This window comes from Companilactobacillus mindensis DSM 14500, from assembly GCF_001434275.1.
Lineage (GTDB): Bacteria > Bacillota > Bacilli > Lactobacillales > Lactobacillaceae > Companilactobacillus > Companilactobacillus mindensis.
Window position 1 is genome coordinate 78,225 of the sequence record NZ_AZEZ01000013.1, and the last position, 15,740, is coordinate 93,964.

Below are 15,740 nucleotides of genomic sequence, written 5' to 3' on the forward strand. Positions count from 1 at the left end.
GGTAGAATTACTTCATTGAGGTGAATTATGCAAGTAAATAATGTATCAATGAATTTAAGTGCTGTTAGTTCCAAACAGTATCCAGATGAAGGGTACCCTGAAATCGCCCTTTTAGGCCGTTCTAACGTCGGTAAATCATCTTTGATTAATACACTTATCAATCGGAAAAGCTTTGCGAGAACGTCTAGTACGCCTGGTAAAACTCAAACGTTGAATTTTTATAATATCGAAGATTTGTTGTACCTAGTCGATGTACCCGGATATGGCTTTGCAAAGGTATCTAAGAAACAGCGTGAAGAATTTGGCGTCATGATTGAAGAGTATTTAACAACTCGCCAACCCTTAAAGGGAGTGGTTATTTTAGTCGACGGCCGTCATGCCCCCAGTGACGATGATATTTCCATGTATCAATTCGTAAGCTATTATCATATTCCAACATTGATCGTGGCAACGAAGATGGATAAGGTCAAACGCAACCAATGGAACAAATCGATCAGCCAAGTCAAAAAGACTATGGGAATCAACCAGACCGACAATTTACAATTATTTAGTGCGGAAACTAAGTACGGTAAAGAAGAGGTTTGGGATTGGATCGAAAGTAGAATGAAAGACTAATAAGAGCGGTAGATACTTGATATCTATGGCTTTTTTGCTGTTTCTTTAATTGTCAAAACGATTGTTTTAGTATATTAATTAAGGGGGAATAATATTTTGAAAAAAAGTATATCTATTTTGTTGAGCAGTTTATTTATTTCGGGTTTAATTCTGGCAGGAGTCACTACCACAACCGTCAATGCCGAAGCCGACATCATGCAAACAACTGACACAACTGAAAATAATCAAATTACTAATGTAATTGTTTTTAAAGATTTAACTGGTAAAAAAATGGGGTCAACTACAGTAACTGGTAAAAATGTGGGTGATTATGTTAATTTGTCTAGCTTGGGAAAAAATGCTCCTAAGTCATATGATTTGGCAATTGATAATTTAAGTCTTCAGGCCAATGGCAGTACTCAAAATGTGACAGTGGTTCCACAGGGACGTTCTCGTTTTTACGGTGTAGTTAGAATCAATGATCAAACTGAAAGTGGACATGGGGCAATGTACCATCCTTTTGCAGGTCAAGATAGTGAAGAATTTGGAACTTATCCAGTTCCTGGGACTTCTTTGGGCGGATTAGCCTATGGCAGCGAATGGAAAATTTTTGAAGTAGCTTCCTGGGGAAATAATCAGATTTATTATCGAGTCGATCCCAATGATTGGATCAGTGCTAAGGATGCTACTTTGATTTCCACAACGCCGATCGCTGCTTCCAATTCGGTTCAAAAATCGGACCGTAGTGTCGTAACGACTAAGAATCAGATGGCTTATTTGACTAGAAAAGATGGCTCGGCTGTTATGAATCGGGATTTGGGGGCCAATACTCCGTGGTTTACCGACAAAATGGCTTTGATCAATGGTGTCAAGATGTATCGAGTCGCCACAGATGAATGGGTTAAAGCAAGCGATATTATTGAATAACAAAAAATCATTAGTACTATATTAAGGAATCTTTCTCAAATTTTTTTGGGGATGGTAATAGAACACTGTTCTTTATCGTTATCATTAATATTCTGAAATATAACTTCTATAAGACTATTTAAAAAGAGGTTGCACTAACTGGAACGACCTAAATCATCCAGTAAGTACAACCTCATTAATTTTTATGATTTATGGGAATCGACCATATTTATGAGCAAACTTATTATGCTATCAACGAGTTTTATATTCCAAATTTATCAAACTTTCAAAAGTAAATTGATCATCTTCAAAACTGAATTCAAGAATGCTGCAGTTGGTGAATCCAGCCCGTTGCAATTTATCAGAATCGTCCCAAAGATCCGTGAACATGATAATAGCACCTGCGTGACTGACAGCTAAAACATTATCATTATCTTGATTCATAATATCAGTCAAAGTATCGTTGACGCGTTTTTGAGCTACGAAGTCATCCTCGCCACCGAATTGGACATAGTAGTCTGCTAAATGTAATTTGGGAATTGGCTGTGGTCGTAGATATTCTGGCTCACCTTCAAATTTTCCAAAGGACAGTTCTTTTAGCCCTTTTAAGCGTGTATAAGGCATATCAGTGACAAGTTCCAAAGTATCGCTGGCACGTTCAGCAGTGGAGCAATAGGCAGCATCAAAAACGATACTTTGATCTTGGAAGTATTTTTTAGCACAAAGAGCTTGTTGAATTCCTATTTTGGTCAAAGGAGAGTCGCACCAACCTTGCATTTTATGTTGAACGTTAAAGAGAGTTTGATCGTGACGCATCAAATAGAGAGTCTTTTTCATAGAAATTTTGCCATCCTTTACTAAAATTTGTTACTATTGTTGGAATTAAAAACAGCCTGACGAATTTCATCAGGCATTATTTTATAATTCGAATTTAAAAATTAATAATCTTTTCAAAAGTGAATTTGTCGTCTTCAAAAGTAAATTTCAAAATACTGCAGTTGGTAAAGCCGCTTTGACGTAGCTTCTGCATATCAGTCCACAAGTCAGAAAACATCATGATAGCACCAGCATGGCTGACGACTAACACGGATTTGTTATCGTGGTGCATGATGTCAGTCAACGTATTATTGACTCGTTGTTGGGCAGCTTGGTTGTCTTCGCCGCCGAATTGAACGTAATAATTGCCAAAATGTTTAGCAGGATCATCTTTGGGATGAAGATATTCATGTTCGCCTTCAAATGCACCAAAGGATAATTCTTTTAGCCCTTTTAAACGTGTATAAGGCATATCGGTAACAAGTTCCAAGGTATCGCTGGCACGCTCAGCCGTGGAGCAATAAGCGGCGTCAAAACTAATATTGTGATCTAAAAAATATTGGCGGGCAACTTTAGCTTGTTGGATCCCAGTTTTGGTCAAAGGAGAGTCGCACCAACCTTGGATCTTGTGTTGAACGTTAAAGAGCGTCTGACCGTGGCGCATAATATAAAGTGTTTTTTTCATAATTTTCCCCTCAAAAGTAAGCAGTTACATTATACAATAACTAATTGGTTTCAAAAAAGACCTTGAAAAAATAACAGGCTCTGTGTATCATCGTATTTATAAATAGATTTTAGTTTTAATTAATTTAAGTAGCAACTTACTTCAGCGTAAAGAGAATTGACGGTCGGTGAGAGTCAAGCAGGGTGAGTTGTCAAATACTAGACTGAAATTCGTGTCCTACGTTATAGGAGTAAAGAGCAAGTTATTTAACTTGAATTTGGGTGGTACCGCGCCAAGAGCGTCCCTGCATATTTTGCAGGGACGCTTTTTTATTTCTATGACATGGATGATCATTAGGAGGAAAATTTATGAACATTATCGACGAACTATCATGGCGTGGTTTGATCAATCAACAATCGGATGAGAAAGGACTAAGAGACTTAGTTGACTCTAAAGATATCTCACTTTACTGTGGAATGGACCCAACTGGGGATTCAATGCACATTGGTCACTTGTTGCCATTTATGACTTTGGAAAGATTTGGAAAATTTGGTCACCATCCATACATCGTTATCGGTGGTGCTACTGGTTCAATTGGTGATCCTAGTGGTAAAAAAGCTGAGCGTCCAATGCAAACGATGGACCAAGTTAATCACAATGTGAAAGCTTTAAGCGACCAGGCCAATAAAATTTTCAGTGGCTTCACAATGGTCAATAACTACGACTGGACGCACCAGATCGGCATCCTCGATTTCTTGCGTGATTACGGTAAATTGTTCAACGTCAACACAATGCTCAACAAGGAAATCATTTCAAGTCGTCTTGAAGCCGGAATTTCCTTTACTGAATTCACTTACCAAATCTTGCAATCACTTGATTTCTTGACATTGTACCGCGAACACAACGTACAATTACAAGTCGGTGGTGGTGATCAATGGGGTAATTTGACTGCTGGGCTTGACTTGATCCACAAAGCTGAAGGTGCTGATGCTAAAGTTTACGCTTTGACAATTCCTTTATTGTTGAAATCTGACGGAACTAAGTTCGGTAAGACTGCCGGTGGTGCTGTTTGGCTCGATCCTGAAAAGACTTCACCTTACGAATTCTATCAGTTCTGGTTCAACCAAGATGATAAAGATGTCGTTAACTTGTTGAAGAAGTTTACTTTCCTTTCACGTGAAGAAATCGATGCTTTGGAAGAATCAGTTAAGACAGCCCCTGAAAAGCGTTTGGCCCAAAAAACTTTGGCTCAAGAAGTTACTAAGTTCGTTCACGGTGAAGAAGCTTTGAAGACCGCTGAAAAGATCACCGACGTATTGTTCTCTGGTGAGATCCAAGAATTGACGACAGCGGAAGTTGCTGAAGCTTTCCATGGTGTTCCTAGTGAGGAAATTGAAAATGCTCCAATCAACTTGGTTGATCTTTTGATTGCGACAAATGTTGACAAATCCAAACGTCAAGCTCGTGAAGATATCCAAAACGGTGCGATCAGAATCAACGGTGAAAAGTTGACTGACACGACGCTTGAAATCGATCCTAAAGACTCATTCGATGGTAAATACATCGTTATCCGTCGTGGTAAGAAGAAGTATTTCTTAGCTAAAATTAAATAAAACTATTGACTGACAATGTGAAATCGTTTATATTATTTGCAACGAAAACTTTTAATCAAGTCCTGTGAGGCTTGGAAGGTTACTTACACATATGACAGAAAAAGTGTAAACTTCCTTTCCTTGTGGGATAGGAAGTTTTTTGTTTACTTAAAGAAAATCAGGGTACTTTTAAATAGATCCAGTGAGGTCTGAAAAGTTAAGTGTATAATACCAAACTTTGAAGGACTAGCTGGATAAAAGCTGGCCCTTTTTAATTTGGAGGAAAACAATGAAAAACATACTTTCTATGTCACAATTATCAAACCAAGAGGTCTATGACCTAATGGAGTCAGCAATGGAGTTCAAAACCGGTAAAAAATCTAATATCGGTCAAGGCAAATTTGCTATCAATCTCTTCTTCGAAAACAGCACTAGAACTAAGTCAAGTTTCCAAGTTGCGGAAATGAAATTAGGGATGAACGAAATTGAATTTGAAGCTTCAACGTCATCCACAACTAAAGGCGAAAGTCTCTACGACACAGTCAAGACTGAAGAAAGCATCGGCGCATCCGTTGCGGTCATTCGTCACAGTCAAGACAAGTATTACGAAGATCTAGTTAACAACCACGACTTAAAAATCCACATCATCAACGGTGGAGACGGAACTGGCCAACATCCTTCACAATCACTCTTAGATTTAATGACGATCTACGAACACTTCGGGACTTTTGCCGGATTGAAAGTTGGTATTATCGGTGACCTCAGTCACTCCAGAGTAGCGCACTCCAATGCCGAGATTTTAACAAGACTAGGTGCAGACATGTACTTCGGTGGCTTGGACTCATGGTATACGCCAGAATTTGCACAAATGGGACCTCACATGGATGTCGATGATCTCTGCAAAGAGATGGATGTAGTAATGTTGTTGCGAGTTCAACACGAAAGATTATCAGCCGAAGAGAACAGGAATTTCTCCAAAGAAGCTTACTTTGAAAAGTATGGTTTGAATATGGATCGCGTTAACATGATGAAAGATGACGCAATGATCATGCACCCAGCTCCAGTCAACCGTGGTGCCGAAATCGCCGACGATGTCGTTGAATGTGACAAATCGTATATCTTCAGACAAATGAACAACGGAGTTTACGTAAGAATGGCTATGATCGATGCCGTTTTGGAAGGAGACAACGCTGGTAATGAAGTTACTGATAAAAAACGCCAAGTTATTTTACGCTAATAAATTGATCAACTGTGAACTCTTGATCGAAGATGGCAAGTTTGCCCAAATTGCTGAAAACATCGTCGCAACACCCGACATGCAAGTGTTCGATGCCCATTTCAACTTAGTGACGCCAGGATTAATTGACGTTCACGTTCACTTCAGAGAACCCGGTCAAGTCCATAAGGAAACAATCAAAACAGGTACTTTAGCATCGGCCCACGGTGGTTTTACTACGGTTGGAGCAATGCCTAATGTCATCCCTGTCCCAGACGATAATGAAAAATTTGCCAAACAAGTGAGCTTGAATCAGGAAAATTCTTCTATTAAAACATTGCAATATGCGCCAGTTACTAAAGATGAAACTAGCGATGAATTAGTCGACATTGAAGAGTTAGCTAAATTGGGGGCATTCGCCTTTTCCAATGATGGGCACGGAATTATGAATGCCGAGACGATGTACGAAGCGATGGAACGTATTGCCGCAATTGATAGTCACTTAGCAGCTCACGTTGAAGACAAAAATCTTTTCAATCATGGTGTGATCAACTCTGGTGCAGCCGCTGAGCGTTTGGGATTGCCTGGTATCAAGCAAGTTGCTGAAACTTCGCAGTTGGCTAGAGACTTAGTTCTCGCCAAAGAGACCGGCGTACATTATCATGTCTGTCACATTTCAACCGCCGATGGCATACAGCTAGTACGAATGGCTAAAGATGCTGGTATCAATGTTACTTGCGAAGTTACGCCACACCATTTGCTCTTGAGCGATGCAGATATTTTGACTGACGATGCTAACTTCAAGATGAATCCGCCATTGCGTTCGGAAACGGATCGGTTAGCTTTGATAAAAGGATTGCAAGACGGTACGATCGACATGATAGCTACCGACCATGCGCCACATGCTGAAAATGAGAAGAATCAAGGTTTTGCAAAGAGTGCCTTTGGTATCACTGGAATTGAAACGTCGTTTCCACTGATGTATACCAAATTAGTTAAAACCGGTTTGATCAGTTTGGAAAAGCTTTTGCAGTTGATGGCAGGCAATCCAGCTAAGTTATTCAATCTAACAGAAGTCGGAACGATCAAGCTTAACCAACCGGCTGACTTTACAATCATCGATTTGGATAATGAATACCAGATCAACAAGGCCGACTTTATTTCGAAAGGTACCAACAGTCCTTTTATCGGTCAAAAAGTTTACGGAACAGTTTTAAAGACATATGTTAATGGAGAATTAGTTTATTCAAAATAATGAGTGAGGGGTAAATATGAACAAACCAGTAATAGTAGCATTAGATTTTGCAGATGACTTTGAGTGTATTAATTTTTTGAATCAATTTCCCAAAGATGAAAAATTATTTTTGAAGATCGGTTTGGAAATGTTTTGTCAATTCGGTTATCCATTCGTCAGAAATTTACGCGAACGTGGCTACAATATCTTCCTAGATCTTAAATTGCACGATATTCCTAATACGGTTAGAAGAACTTGTGAAATGATCGCCAAATGGGATGTTCAGATGCTGACGGTCCATGCTTCCGGTGGGGCCGAGATGATCGAAGCTGCCAAAGCTGGATTAGACGGTTCACAGACAAAACTATTAGCCGTAACGCAACTGACTTCATTGGGACAAAACGAATTAGCTAACGAATTGCAAGTTCCTTTGAAATCACAAGATTATGTCACTCATTTAGCAAAATTAGCCTTTGATAATGGTGCCGACGGAGTCATCTCATCAGCTTTGGAAGTTCCTATGATCAAAGATGTTACTAGCCCTGATTTCTTATGCGTAGCCCCAGGTATCAGACCTAAGTCAGCTCAAGTTGGTGATCAAAAGCGTGTCGCTACACCGGCTCAAGCCAAAGAATTAGGCAGTGATGCTATCGTTGTCGGTCGTCCGATCACCCAAGTTTCAGATGGTCATTTAGCATATGTCAATATTTGTAAGGAGTGGAATAAATAATGGATAAATTAGCAGTAGCAGAAAATATTGCCGAACAATTATTAAATATCAAGGCGGTGACATTGAGTCCCAAAGCACCATTCACATGGGCCAGCGGCATCAAGGCACCAATTTATACTGATAACCGTTTGACGATTGCTTATCCAGATTTCCGCCAAACAATTGCTCATGACTTGGCCGAATTGATCAAAGAACACTATCCAGACGTTGAAGTTATCGGTGGCGTAGCAACTGCTGGGATCCCTCACGCAACTGGCGTATCAAATATCTTGAATCTGCCTTTGAATTACGTTCGTCCTCAGAAAAAAGACCACGGTAAAAAGAGTCAAATCGAAGGACGCTGTCAAAAAGGCGACAAAGTTGTTTTGATCGACGATTTGATTTCGACTGGTGGCAGTATTCTAAAGGCTGTCAAAGCAGTTAGAGAAGAAGGCGGCGAAGTTATCGGTACCGTAGCGATTTTTTCTTACGGTTTGCCAGAGAGCACAGTCAACTTCAAAAATGCTGATACCAAGTTGTTCACTTTGACCGACTATCCAACAATGATCAAAGTTGCTCAAAAGAATGATTATGTTGAAGCAAACGATATGGAATTATTACAACAGTGGTATCAAGATCCGGAAAGTTGGGGTAAATAATGAAATTATATAAATTAGTTCGTCCAGCAATTTTTAAAATGGACCCCGAAGTAGATCACCATATCGTTGCTACCGGTTTGAAGATGTTCAACAAGACGCCTGAAGTTCTTAGAACAATGTTTCAAACTAAAAAAAGAGCCAATCTTAAAGTAACTGTTAAAGGTGTAACGTTTGATTCACCAATTGGCATCGCAGCCGGTTTCGATAAGAAGGCAGAATTTTACAACAGTTTAGGTGCATTAGGAGCTGGTTTCGTGGAAATTGGCAGTATTACTAAACACGATCAACCTGGCAACAAGAAGAAACGGATTTTCCGTTTACCCGAAGATAACGCCATTATCAATCGCATGGGACTCAACAACCTCGGGGTTGAAGAAACAAGAAAGCATTTAGCCAATACGCCTAAACACGTTAAAATCGGTATCAGCGTTGCGCCTGGACATGGCTTGAGCAGTGACGAGATGGTTGCTGAAATGGTGGATGACATCAAGGAAATTCATGCTTTTGGCGACTATATTGCCTTGAATCAAAGTTGCCCTAATCAAAAGGGTGTTACTGCCTTGCAAGAAGTTACTGTTGCTCGTAAATTACTTCAAAAGATCCACAATTTGCATATCAAGGAGCCAGTTTTCTGTAAGTTCGGCAACGACATTACCACAGAACAATTGATTGAATTGATCAAGGAAACTGACGGTTTGATGGACGGAATTATTTTGACCAATACAGCTTCAAATCCTAGTGAAGTCCATGACCATTTGCAATCAGTTCATCGTAATGAAGGCGGTGGCCTAAGTGGTAAGCCAATTTTTAAGAAATCGCTAAGCTTGACACGCAGTATCCACGCACAATATCCAGACCTGCCTATCATGTTCTCTGGTGGCGTCTTTACACCTGAAGATGCCAAAGCTGCTTTGGAAGCGGGAGCCAGCTTAGTTCAAGTCTACACAGGCTTTATTTACAACGGACCAACTTTGATGAATGACATCAATACTTATCTTTCCAAAGAAAACGTGATAGATAAGGTGGCCAACAACTATACAGAAACGGTTGTAAAAGCCCCAGTCAGGGATGAAAAAGATATTAAGGTGGATGAAATCGAATCAACTGAAAAAGTTGAATTGGATGCTAATTCGGGTGCCTCATTCCACGAAGAAGCTTAATCATATCGTTATACAAAAAGACGTCTCTGATTCGATGCTGAATCAGAGGCGTCTTTGCGTTAATGCTCGAAAGTTGACCTTTTTTGAAACGAGTTACACAAACTAGATTCCTGCGTATTACTACGACCTGGAAATTGCTCAGAATCTAATCGGTTTGCTCAGCTCTCTATTGATTTTTTTAAGGTTTGATAGCATCTAGTTCAGCTAATTTATTCTTTATCTGAGCTATTTGTTCAGAGGATAAGTGGGTTTGATTGTTGATGATATCGATGATGTCGCTGCCAAGGGTGATTATTTCACCGGCCTTGTCATTAGTTACTAAGACCATATAAATCGAGACGAAACCAGCCAATTCGCGATAACTAGCCGTACCAGCAACTTCATTTTGACTGAGCAAGGTATTAGTCGAGCCAATAATAACTTGTTTGGCCCGCTGATTTTTTTCCTTAGTCTGCTTGTGCTGCTGGTAATAGGGAAGAAACAAAGCGACTGAAACAGCTAGCAGTTCACCCAGGCCTTCGACCCATTCAGCTAAAGATCCTAATTCCATGAGATTACCTCCCTGAAGAATGAATATTTTTATTGGGGAAATAATAACATTTTTTTGGTAAAGATTTAATCAGAAAGCTCTATTGAGCAGCAGCTATTTCACGTGTGACATTGCGATATTGGGTCGGCGACATGCCGTTGTGTTGTTTGAATTGTTTCATAAAGTAAGTGTCGTACTCAAAACCCGTTGCTAGAGCGATGTCGTTCAAACTCATCCCTGTATGCGTCAGCATTTGTTCGGCAATGTTCAATCGATAAGACAATAAGTATTGCATGGCTGTTTGATCGACTCGTTGTTTAAATTGGTCGTTTAAAGTGACCCGATTCAAATGAGTCAAGTCAGTCAGATCCTCTGAACGAATAGGGGATGGATAGTTGCTGTGAATAAAGCGCAAGGCTTGATCGATAGCTGAATTTTGAGTGTCTTTTTCCAGTTGCTTGAGTAAATTGAAGATCTGAATCAAATACTGCTTGATCCGACATACCCAAAGGTCATCGCTTTGAGCCTGAACTTCCATACCTAGGGTAAAGAACCATTGAAGAAATTTGGGATAGAGTTCGTCATCCAGTTTGATTAAGCCAATGTGGTCAGCATTATTTTCAAAAAGTGACAAGCCTTCTTTGATCTTAGGGGTATTGGGTACGTTGAGATCAGTTTTTTGTGACAGACGGACGGTATTCAAAAATAGTGGATTAAACGAAAAGGAAGAAGCGGCTAAATTTTTGACCTTTTTCCATTTCAATTGATCACCGGATTTGATACAGAGAACACTGGGCGGATTTACATTGATAGGATGACCGTTGACGGTGGCGAGTACTTCTCCTTGAGTGATCAAGATCAACGTGTGGCGAGCATCTTGTGGCAAATTTAAAAGTTTTTGATTGGCGTCGAATTCGATTTCTACTTGACGATTTTTGTGACGGTCTACTTGAGGCATAATAAGCTCCTAACAAATAGTATAGTTAACTATTTCATTTATACCATTTTATCAAAGTCCATTTCAAATTATGATTACTCATGTAATAAAGACATGGAGGTCAGAAAAATGACAGTAAAAGTTGGTATTAATGGATTTGGTAGAATTGGTAGATTAGCTTTCAGAAGGATCAGTGAGATCGATAGCGATGTTGAAGTCGTTGCCATCAATGATTTAACGAACGCGCAAATGTTGGCGCAATTGTTACAATTCGACTCAGCCCACGGCACTTTCAATAAAAAGGTAACTGCAAGTGAAGATTCGATCGTGGTTGATGGGAAGAAGATTCGAGTTTATGCTCAACCTGATGCTAGAGAAATTCCTTGGGTCAAAAATAACGGCGTTGATATTGTTTTGGAATGTACTGGCTTTTATACATCGACCCAAAAAGCTCAAGCGCACTTAGATGCTGGTGTCAAAAAAGTTATCGTCTCGGCACCGGCTGGTCAAATGAAGACGATCGTCTACAATGTCAACGATGATACCTTGAATAAAGATGATAAGATCATTTCAGCGGGTTCTTGTACGACTAACTGTTTAGCACCAATGGCTTACTTCTTGAATCAAGATTACGGTATCAAAGTTGGAACAATGACAACTGTTCACGCCTATACATCCACACAGATGATCTTAGATGGACCAGTTCGTGGCAATAACTTGCGTGCCGCTAGAACCGCCGCTACAAATATTATTCCTCACTCATCTGGTGCTGCCAAAGCTATCGGTTTGGTAATTCCCGAATTGAACGGCAAGTTAAAAGGTCATGCCCAACGTGTTCCAGTTCCGGATGGTTCTTTGACCGAATTAGTTTCTGTAGTTGAGAAAAATGTTACAGTTGATGAAGTCAACCAAAAGATGTACGAACACACTCAAAATAATCCTTCATTTGGATACGATGATCGTCAAATCGTCTCAGGCGATATCATCAATTCAACTTACGGTTCGATTTTTGATCCAACACAGACTGAAGTTACTAATGTTGGCGAGACGACACTGGTTAAGACGGTTGCTTGGTATGACAATGAATACAGTTTTACTAGCCAAATGATCCGCCTTTTGGATAAATTTGCTCGAATTTAGAAAATAGAACATAATATAGTATCAAAAATCACCCCTGATTCTGTACTCGAGAATCAGAGGTGATTTTATGTTAATGTGCAAACCAGTTTTTTGGCTATATATTTTTTAATAATAAATTTGCGACTGCCCGAGCAGAAAAGGGATTTTGTCCCGTGATCAGTCGACCATCTTTTACAGCATATTCTTTATATGCACGTTTCTTTTGGAACTTGGCGCCGTGTTCAGTGGCAACTTGTTGGTTTAAGAAGGGAACAACTTTTTTCTTACCAGCTAGAATTTCTTCAGCAGTGGTAAAACCGGTAACTTTTTTATCTCTGATCAAATATTGGTCATCAACTCTAACATTCAATAATCCGGCGATACCGTGGCAAACTGAGGTTACGAAGCCATTTTGTTGATAAATTTTTTGAGTGATCAGTTGCAAGTCGTTGCTATCAGGGAAGTCCCACATCACGCCGTGACCACCAGTATAATAGATGGCTTGGTAATTTTTAGGATCGATATCGCTAGGTTTGAGAGAGTTCATTAAAGCACGTTGTTGAAAGTCTTTACTTTCATAAATTTGTAAATCGCGGCCACTGGTGTATTTCATGCTACGGGGATCTAATGGGACGAATCCACCTTGGGGACTGACATAGTCGACTTGGAAACCGGCTTTTGTAACTTCATCGACAAATTCAGTAGCTTCACTCAGCCACAAGCCAGTTGCATCGTTGGTACCATGATAGCGAGTTGTATTTGTTAGAACGACCAAGATTTTTTTCATAAATTATTTCCTTTCTGTTTATCCACGTTGAGGGATCAAAGCCGATAGGCCCTGTTTCTTAAAAGCAAATCCTAGAGAACTCCAGGCATTGTCAGTAACTTGAACGGGCAATCCTTTAGCGATACGGCGCATTTGTTGTTGATAATAGCTCAGTCCAACTAATGAGCCGATCTTTTTATCAAGACCGCTGATCTTAGTTGTTAAATGATGTAAGTTGACCACAGTAAAATTACCAGTTTCAAATTGATTTGGCAAATCAGGTACCATTACAAGTGGCCGAGCTAAACCAATCAAGTCAGCTTCGTTATTTTCAATTGTTTTCGACATTCCATTAGCGGTACTGAAGCCACCAGTGACAGCGACTGGTGTGTCAATTATCTTTTTAACTTTACTTGCATAGTCGATGAAGAAGGCTCCTTTACCGATGCCTTGAACAGTTGGTTTTTCATAGTTACCACCGGAAATTTCAATTAAGTTAATCCCTAATTGAGACATCTTTTGAATAACTTTGAGTGAATCTTCTTCTGAGAAGCCACCTTCACGAAAATCTGATGAGTTGATTTTAAGAGCAATCGGGAAGTCGTCACCAAGTTTTTCACGCATGCCGGTATAAATCTCAACTAAGATGCGCATCCGGTTTTCTAAACTGCCGCCGTATTCGTCGACACGTTGATTGTCGTGCGGTGATAAGAATTGGCTGAGAAGGTATCCGTGAGCCGCGTGGATTTCAACGCCAGAGAAACCAGCTTTTTTAGCAACAACGGCTGCATTGATAAATTTTTGAACGATAGTTTTGATTTCTACATTAGTGAGTGCACGTGGAGGGTTGAAAGCAAAACTGTTGGATCCGGCCATAGCAACGGCACTAGGAGATACAGGCTGTTTACTGATAGTTTTTGGTGATTGTTTGCCGGGATGATTTAATTGCATGAAAATTTTGGCACCGTTAGTTGTTCCTGCTTGAGCCCATTGTTTGAGTAAGTCCAAATCTCTAGTATCTTCGATTACGATGTTGCCGAATTCGCCACGGGCAGTTTGGTCGACCATTACGTTACCAGTAATGAGAAGACCAGTGCCACCATTAGCCCAAGCTCGGTAGAGATCGATCAATTCTTTGGTAGGGCGGTAATTTTTATCTCCCATAGTTTCGCTAATAGCGGCTTTCATGAAGCGATTCTTAATTGTAGTACTGTCAGTTAGTTGTAATGAATCAAAAATGTTTGTCATAATTTTCTCCTGTTTATAAGTTTAAACTTTTGAACCTATATTTCAAAAAAATAATTTCACCTTATTTAGATGAAATACTTTCTTCGAGTGATTTAGTCAATTCTTTTAATAAGTGCACTGTATCATCCAATGATACTTGATAAAAGCGCTCTTTTCCGACCTTATTGACAGTGATAACACCTGCATCAAGCATCAATTTCAAATGATGTGAGACTGCCGGACGAGAAAGATCCAATTGATCAGTAATTTGATTAACAGTCAATTCTTTATCTTTACAGAGCAACAAGATGATTTTTTGCCGGTTTTCATCTTGGAAGATCGAAAAGATCGGCATGCCACGTTTAAAGATTGCCATTGTTTCTTCAGCCATATTTTTCCTCCTATACGTTCATAGGTTTAAACGTATTATATTTTGTGGCGATGGTAATGTCAACAAATAATTTGAAAAATTATTAATTTACTTGTCATTGTGGAAGCCAAATGAGGTAGAGAAAGGCCTTAGGCATAACAATCCCCCCTGATTCTAAGTGCAGAACCAGAGGGGATTGTTTATGTTAATTTTTAAGTCTAGATAATTGCTCAGAATCTGATCGAGCTTGTTCCACTCTCTAAATTAATGTGAAGATAAAGCCAACGATCCCGACGAGCAAACCGTAAGTCAAAGCAGGTAAAACGGTTTTGCGTAAGATGTTGCCTTCTTGACCGGATAAGCCGACAACCGAACTGACGGAAACGATATTGTGTACACAGATCATGTTACCAGCGGCTGCACCAATCAATTGAGCTGCTAGGACGAGTTCTTTTTGAACTCCTGCATTAGTGGCAATATCAGCTTGAATCTGGCCAAAGGTTAAAGTCGAAACGGTTGTACTACCTGTAACGAAGGACCCTAATTGACCTAAGAATGGAGCGATGATGATCCAAATCGATGATAAGTATTTGGAGATTACTTTGGCGATAAAGACTGGCATACTAGGTAATTTAGCCAAGTTGAGTTCCGAATTAGTGAAAATTTGTACCATGATCAACGTCACGATTAAAGCAATGGCAGTTGATTTCATGGAAAAAATCACCTTTTTAGCGGTAGGTAGAAAGCTTTTGAGTGATTTTACTTGAATCAATAAACCAAATAATACTGCCAAAGTTAACAAGGTACCGGGTGAATACAGGAATTCCCAATCGGAATTTATTTGGGAGAAACCAAGGATGTTTTTCCAAGATAAATTGACGTTAGTAACTAGGAAGTTTTTCAATGGCATGATCGTTCTCGTCGCTAGTAACAAGAGAATAACGAAGATGTAGGGTGACCAAGCAGTCAAAAGCGACATTGAATTTTTTGAAGCTTTGATTTCTTTAGTCGATGTAGACCAAGGATTTTGAAAAATCGACTTTGGCAAGAGAAATTTAAATTTGATCGAGATAATAGCAATAATTATCGTGATAAATGGTGCCAGAATGGAGACGAATTCGTAACTGAGCGTGAAGGCTACTAACAGTGCGGATAAACTGTAAATAATACCGATAAATAATGTCCAAGGAAACAACCTAAGATTAGTTCTAAGTAAAGATTAAACTCTTTACTTAGAACTTT

At 39.6% G+C, this 15,740-nt stretch carries 17 protein-coding genes; 9 read left to right on the top strand and 8 right to left on the bottom strand.

Features of this window, described 5'->3' with window-relative positions:
• Nucleotides 1-27 precede the first annotated feature (27 nt).
• A complete protein-coding gene (yihA, locus tag FD29_RS02300) occupies nucleotides 28-615 on the top strand; it encodes a ribosome biogenesis GTP-binding protein YihA/YsxC (protein WP_057887368.1) in 588 nt (195 codons plus the stop codon).
• Between the two features lie 96 nt (nucleotides 616-711).
• Complete coding sequence (locus tag FD29_RS02305) at nucleotides 712-1,521, top strand: SLAP domain-containing protein (RefSeq protein ID WP_057887369.1); 810 nt, start codon at nucleotides 712-714, stop codon at nucleotides 1,519-1,521.
• Between the two features lie 231 nt (nucleotides 1,522-1,752).
• Here the strand turns inward: FD29_RS02305 and FD29_RS02310 are convergent, their stop codons facing one another.
• Both FD29_RS02310 and FD29_RS02315 read right to left on the bottom strand, forming a co-directional pair.
• Nucleotides 1,753-2,337 (bottom strand): histidine phosphatase family protein, encoded by a 585-nt coding sequence (locus tag FD29_RS02310; protein ID WP_057887370.1) that lies wholly within the window; start codon nucleotides 2,335-2,337, stop codon nucleotides 1,753-1,755.
• Between the two features lie 94 nt (nucleotides 2,338-2,431).
• Nucleotides 2,432-3,004: a histidine phosphatase family protein gene (locus FD29_RS02315; RefSeq protein WP_201780220.1), complete on the bottom strand. Its 573-nt coding sequence runs from the start codon at nucleotides 3,002-3,004 to the stop codon at nucleotides 2,432-2,434.
• 344 nt (nucleotides 3,005-3,348) lie between these two features.
• Here FD29_RS02315 and tyrS point away from each other — a divergent pair, with 344 nt between their 5' ends.
• The 6 genes from tyrS to FD29_RS02345 all read left to right on the top strand — a co-directional run bounded on the left by tyrS (nucleotide 3,349) and on the right by FD29_RS02345 (nucleotide 9,550).
• Nucleotides 3,349-4,593, top strand: coding sequence for a tyrosine--tRNA ligase (gene tyrS / locus FD29_RS02320; protein WP_057887372.1), 1,245 nt, complete (start codon nucleotides 3,349-3,351; stop codon nucleotides 4,591-4,593).
• A gap of 268 nt (nucleotides 4,594-4,861) precedes the next feature.
• Nucleotides 4,862-5,809 (top strand): aspartate carbamoyltransferase catalytic subunit, encoded by a 948-nt coding sequence (locus FD29_RS02325; RefSeq protein WP_057887373.1) that lies wholly within the window; start codon nucleotides 4,862-4,864, stop codon nucleotides 5,807-5,809.
• Nucleotides 5,769-7,043 (top strand): dihydroorotase, encoded by a 1,275-nt coding sequence (locus FD29_RS02330; protein WP_057887374.1) that lies wholly within the window; start codon nucleotides 5,769-5,771, stop codon nucleotides 7,041-7,043. The genes FD29_RS02325 and FD29_RS02330 overlap by 41 nt, the downstream gene beginning before the upstream one ends.
• 16 nt (nucleotides 7,044-7,059) lie before the next feature.
• Nucleotides 7,060-7,752 (top strand): orotidine-5'-phosphate decarboxylase, encoded by a 693-nt coding sequence (pyrF, locus tag FD29_RS02335; protein ID WP_057887375.1) that lies wholly within the window; start codon nucleotides 7,060-7,062, stop codon nucleotides 7,750-7,752.
• Nucleotides 7,752-8,390 carry an orotate phosphoribosyltransferase gene (gene pyrE, locus FD29_RS02340; protein WP_057887376.1) on the top strand — a complete coding sequence of 213 codons (639 nt, stop codon included), beginning with the start codon at nucleotides 7,752-7,754 and terminating at the stop codon, nucleotides 8,388-8,390. Before pyrF ends, pyrE begins: the two co-directional genes overlap by 1 nt.
• On the top strand, nucleotides 8,390-9,550 hold the full coding sequence (locus FD29_RS02345) for a quinone-dependent dihydroorotate dehydrogenase (RefSeq protein ID WP_057887377.1): 1,161 nt from the start codon (nucleotides 8,390-8,392) through the stop codon (nucleotides 9,548-9,550). The genes pyrE and FD29_RS02345 overlap by 1 nt, the downstream gene beginning before the upstream one ends.
• Before the next feature lie 178 nt (nucleotides 9,551-9,728).
• Here the strand turns inward: FD29_RS02345 and FD29_RS02350 are convergent, their stop codons facing one another.
• Together FD29_RS02350 and FD29_RS02355 are read right to left on the bottom strand one after the other, a co-directional pair.
• Nucleotides 9,729-10,100 carry a hypothetical protein gene (locus FD29_RS02350; RefSeq protein ID WP_057887378.1) on the bottom strand — a complete coding sequence of 124 codons (372 nt, stop codon included), beginning with the start codon at nucleotides 10,098-10,100 and terminating at the stop codon, nucleotides 9,729-9,731.
• Between the two features lie 79 nt (nucleotides 10,101-10,179).
• On the bottom strand, nucleotides 10,180-11,037 hold the full coding sequence (locus FD29_RS02355) for a helix-turn-helix domain-containing protein (protein WP_057887379.1): 858 nt from the start codon (nucleotides 11,035-11,037) through the stop codon (nucleotides 10,180-10,182).
• Nucleotides 11,038-11,145: 108 nt separating this feature from the next.
• On the opposite strand from FD29_RS02355, the gene gap reads away from it, so the two are divergent.
• On the top strand, nucleotides 11,146-12,156 hold the full coding sequence (gene gap / locus FD29_RS02360; RefSeq protein ID WP_057887380.1) for a type I glyceraldehyde-3-phosphate dehydrogenase: 1,011 nt from the start codon (nucleotides 11,146-11,148) through the stop codon (nucleotides 12,154-12,156).
• Between the two features lie 94 nt (nucleotides 12,157-12,250).
• Here gap and FD29_RS02365 read toward each other — a convergent pair whose 3' ends face one another.
• The 4 genes from FD29_RS02365 to FD29_RS02380 form a co-directional block, all read right to left on the bottom strand.
• Nucleotides 12,251-12,922: a type 1 glutamine amidotransferase domain-containing protein gene (locus FD29_RS02365; protein ID WP_057887381.1), complete on the bottom strand. Its 672-nt coding sequence runs from the start codon at nucleotides 12,920-12,922 to the stop codon at nucleotides 12,251-12,253.
• Between the two features lie 18 nt (nucleotides 12,923-12,940).
• Nucleotides 12,941-14,149 (bottom strand): NADH:flavin oxidoreductase/NADH oxidase family protein, encoded by a 1,209-nt coding sequence (locus tag FD29_RS02370; RefSeq protein ID WP_057887382.1) that lies wholly within the window; start codon nucleotides 14,147-14,149, stop codon nucleotides 12,941-12,943.
• 61 nt (nucleotides 14,150-14,210) lie between these two features.
• Entirely contained in the window at nucleotides 14,211-14,519 is a 309-nt protein-coding gene (locus FD29_RS02375) for an ArsR/SmtB family transcription factor (protein WP_057887383.1), read from the bottom strand.
• A 238-nt stretch (nucleotides 14,520-14,757) separates the two neighbouring features.
• Nucleotides 14,758-15,693 carry an L-lactate permease gene (locus tag FD29_RS02380; RefSeq protein ID WP_083477739.1) on the bottom strand — a complete coding sequence of 312 codons (936 nt, stop codon included), beginning with the start codon at nucleotides 15,691-15,693 and terminating at the stop codon, nucleotides 14,758-14,760.
• Nucleotides 15,694-15,740 lie beyond the last annotated feature (47 nt).

Coding starts and splice junctions, on each gene's coding strand:
- FD29_RS02350 (WP_057887378.1), bottom strand. CDS start 10,100: ATGGAATTAGGATCTTTAGCTGAATGGGTCGAAGGCCTGGGTGAACTG.
- FD29_RS02355 (WP_057887379.1), bottom strand. CDS start 11,037: ATGCCTCAAGTAGACCGTCACAAAAATCGTCAAGTAGAAATCGAATTC.
- yihA (WP_057887368.1), top strand. CDS start 28: ATGCAAGTAAATAATGTATCAATGAATTTAAGTGCTGTTAGTTCCAAA.
- pyrE (WP_057887376.1), top strand. CDS start 7,752: ATGGATAAATTAGCAGTAGCAGAAAATATTGCCGAACAATTATTAAAT.
- FD29_RS02325 (WP_057887373.1), top strand. CDS start 4,862: ATGAAAAACATACTTTCTATGTCACAATTATCAAACCAAGAGGTCTAT.
- FD29_RS02375 (WP_057887383.1), bottom strand. CDS start 14,519: ATGGCTGAAGAAACAATGGCAATCTTTAAACGTGGCATGCCGATCTTT.
- FD29_RS02345 (WP_057887377.1), top strand. CDS start 8,390: ATGAAATTATATAAATTAGTTCGTCCAGCAATTTTTAAAATGGACCCC.
- gap (WP_057887380.1), top strand. CDS start 11,146: ATGACAGTAAAAGTTGGTATTAATGGATTTGGTAGAATTGGTAGATTA.
- pyrF (WP_057887375.1), top strand. CDS start 7,060: ATGAACAAACCAGTAATAGTAGCATTAGATTTTGCAGATGACTTTGAG.
- FD29_RS02330 (WP_057887374.1), top strand. CDS start 5,769: ATGAAGTTACTGATAAAAAACGCCAAGTTATTTTACGCTAATAAATTG.
- FD29_RS02310 (WP_057887370.1), bottom strand. CDS start 2,337: ATGAAAAAGACTCTCTATTTGATGCGTCACGATCAAACTCTCTTTAAC.
- FD29_RS02370 (WP_057887382.1), bottom strand. CDS start 14,149: ATGACAAACATTTTTGATTCATTACAACTAACTGACAGTACTACAATT.
- FD29_RS02365 (WP_057887381.1), bottom strand. CDS start 12,922: ATGAAAAAAATCTTGGTCGTTCTAACAAATACAACTCGCTATCATGGT.
- tyrS (WP_057887372.1), top strand. CDS start 3,349: ATGAACATTATCGACGAACTATCATGGCGTGGTTTGATCAATCAACAA.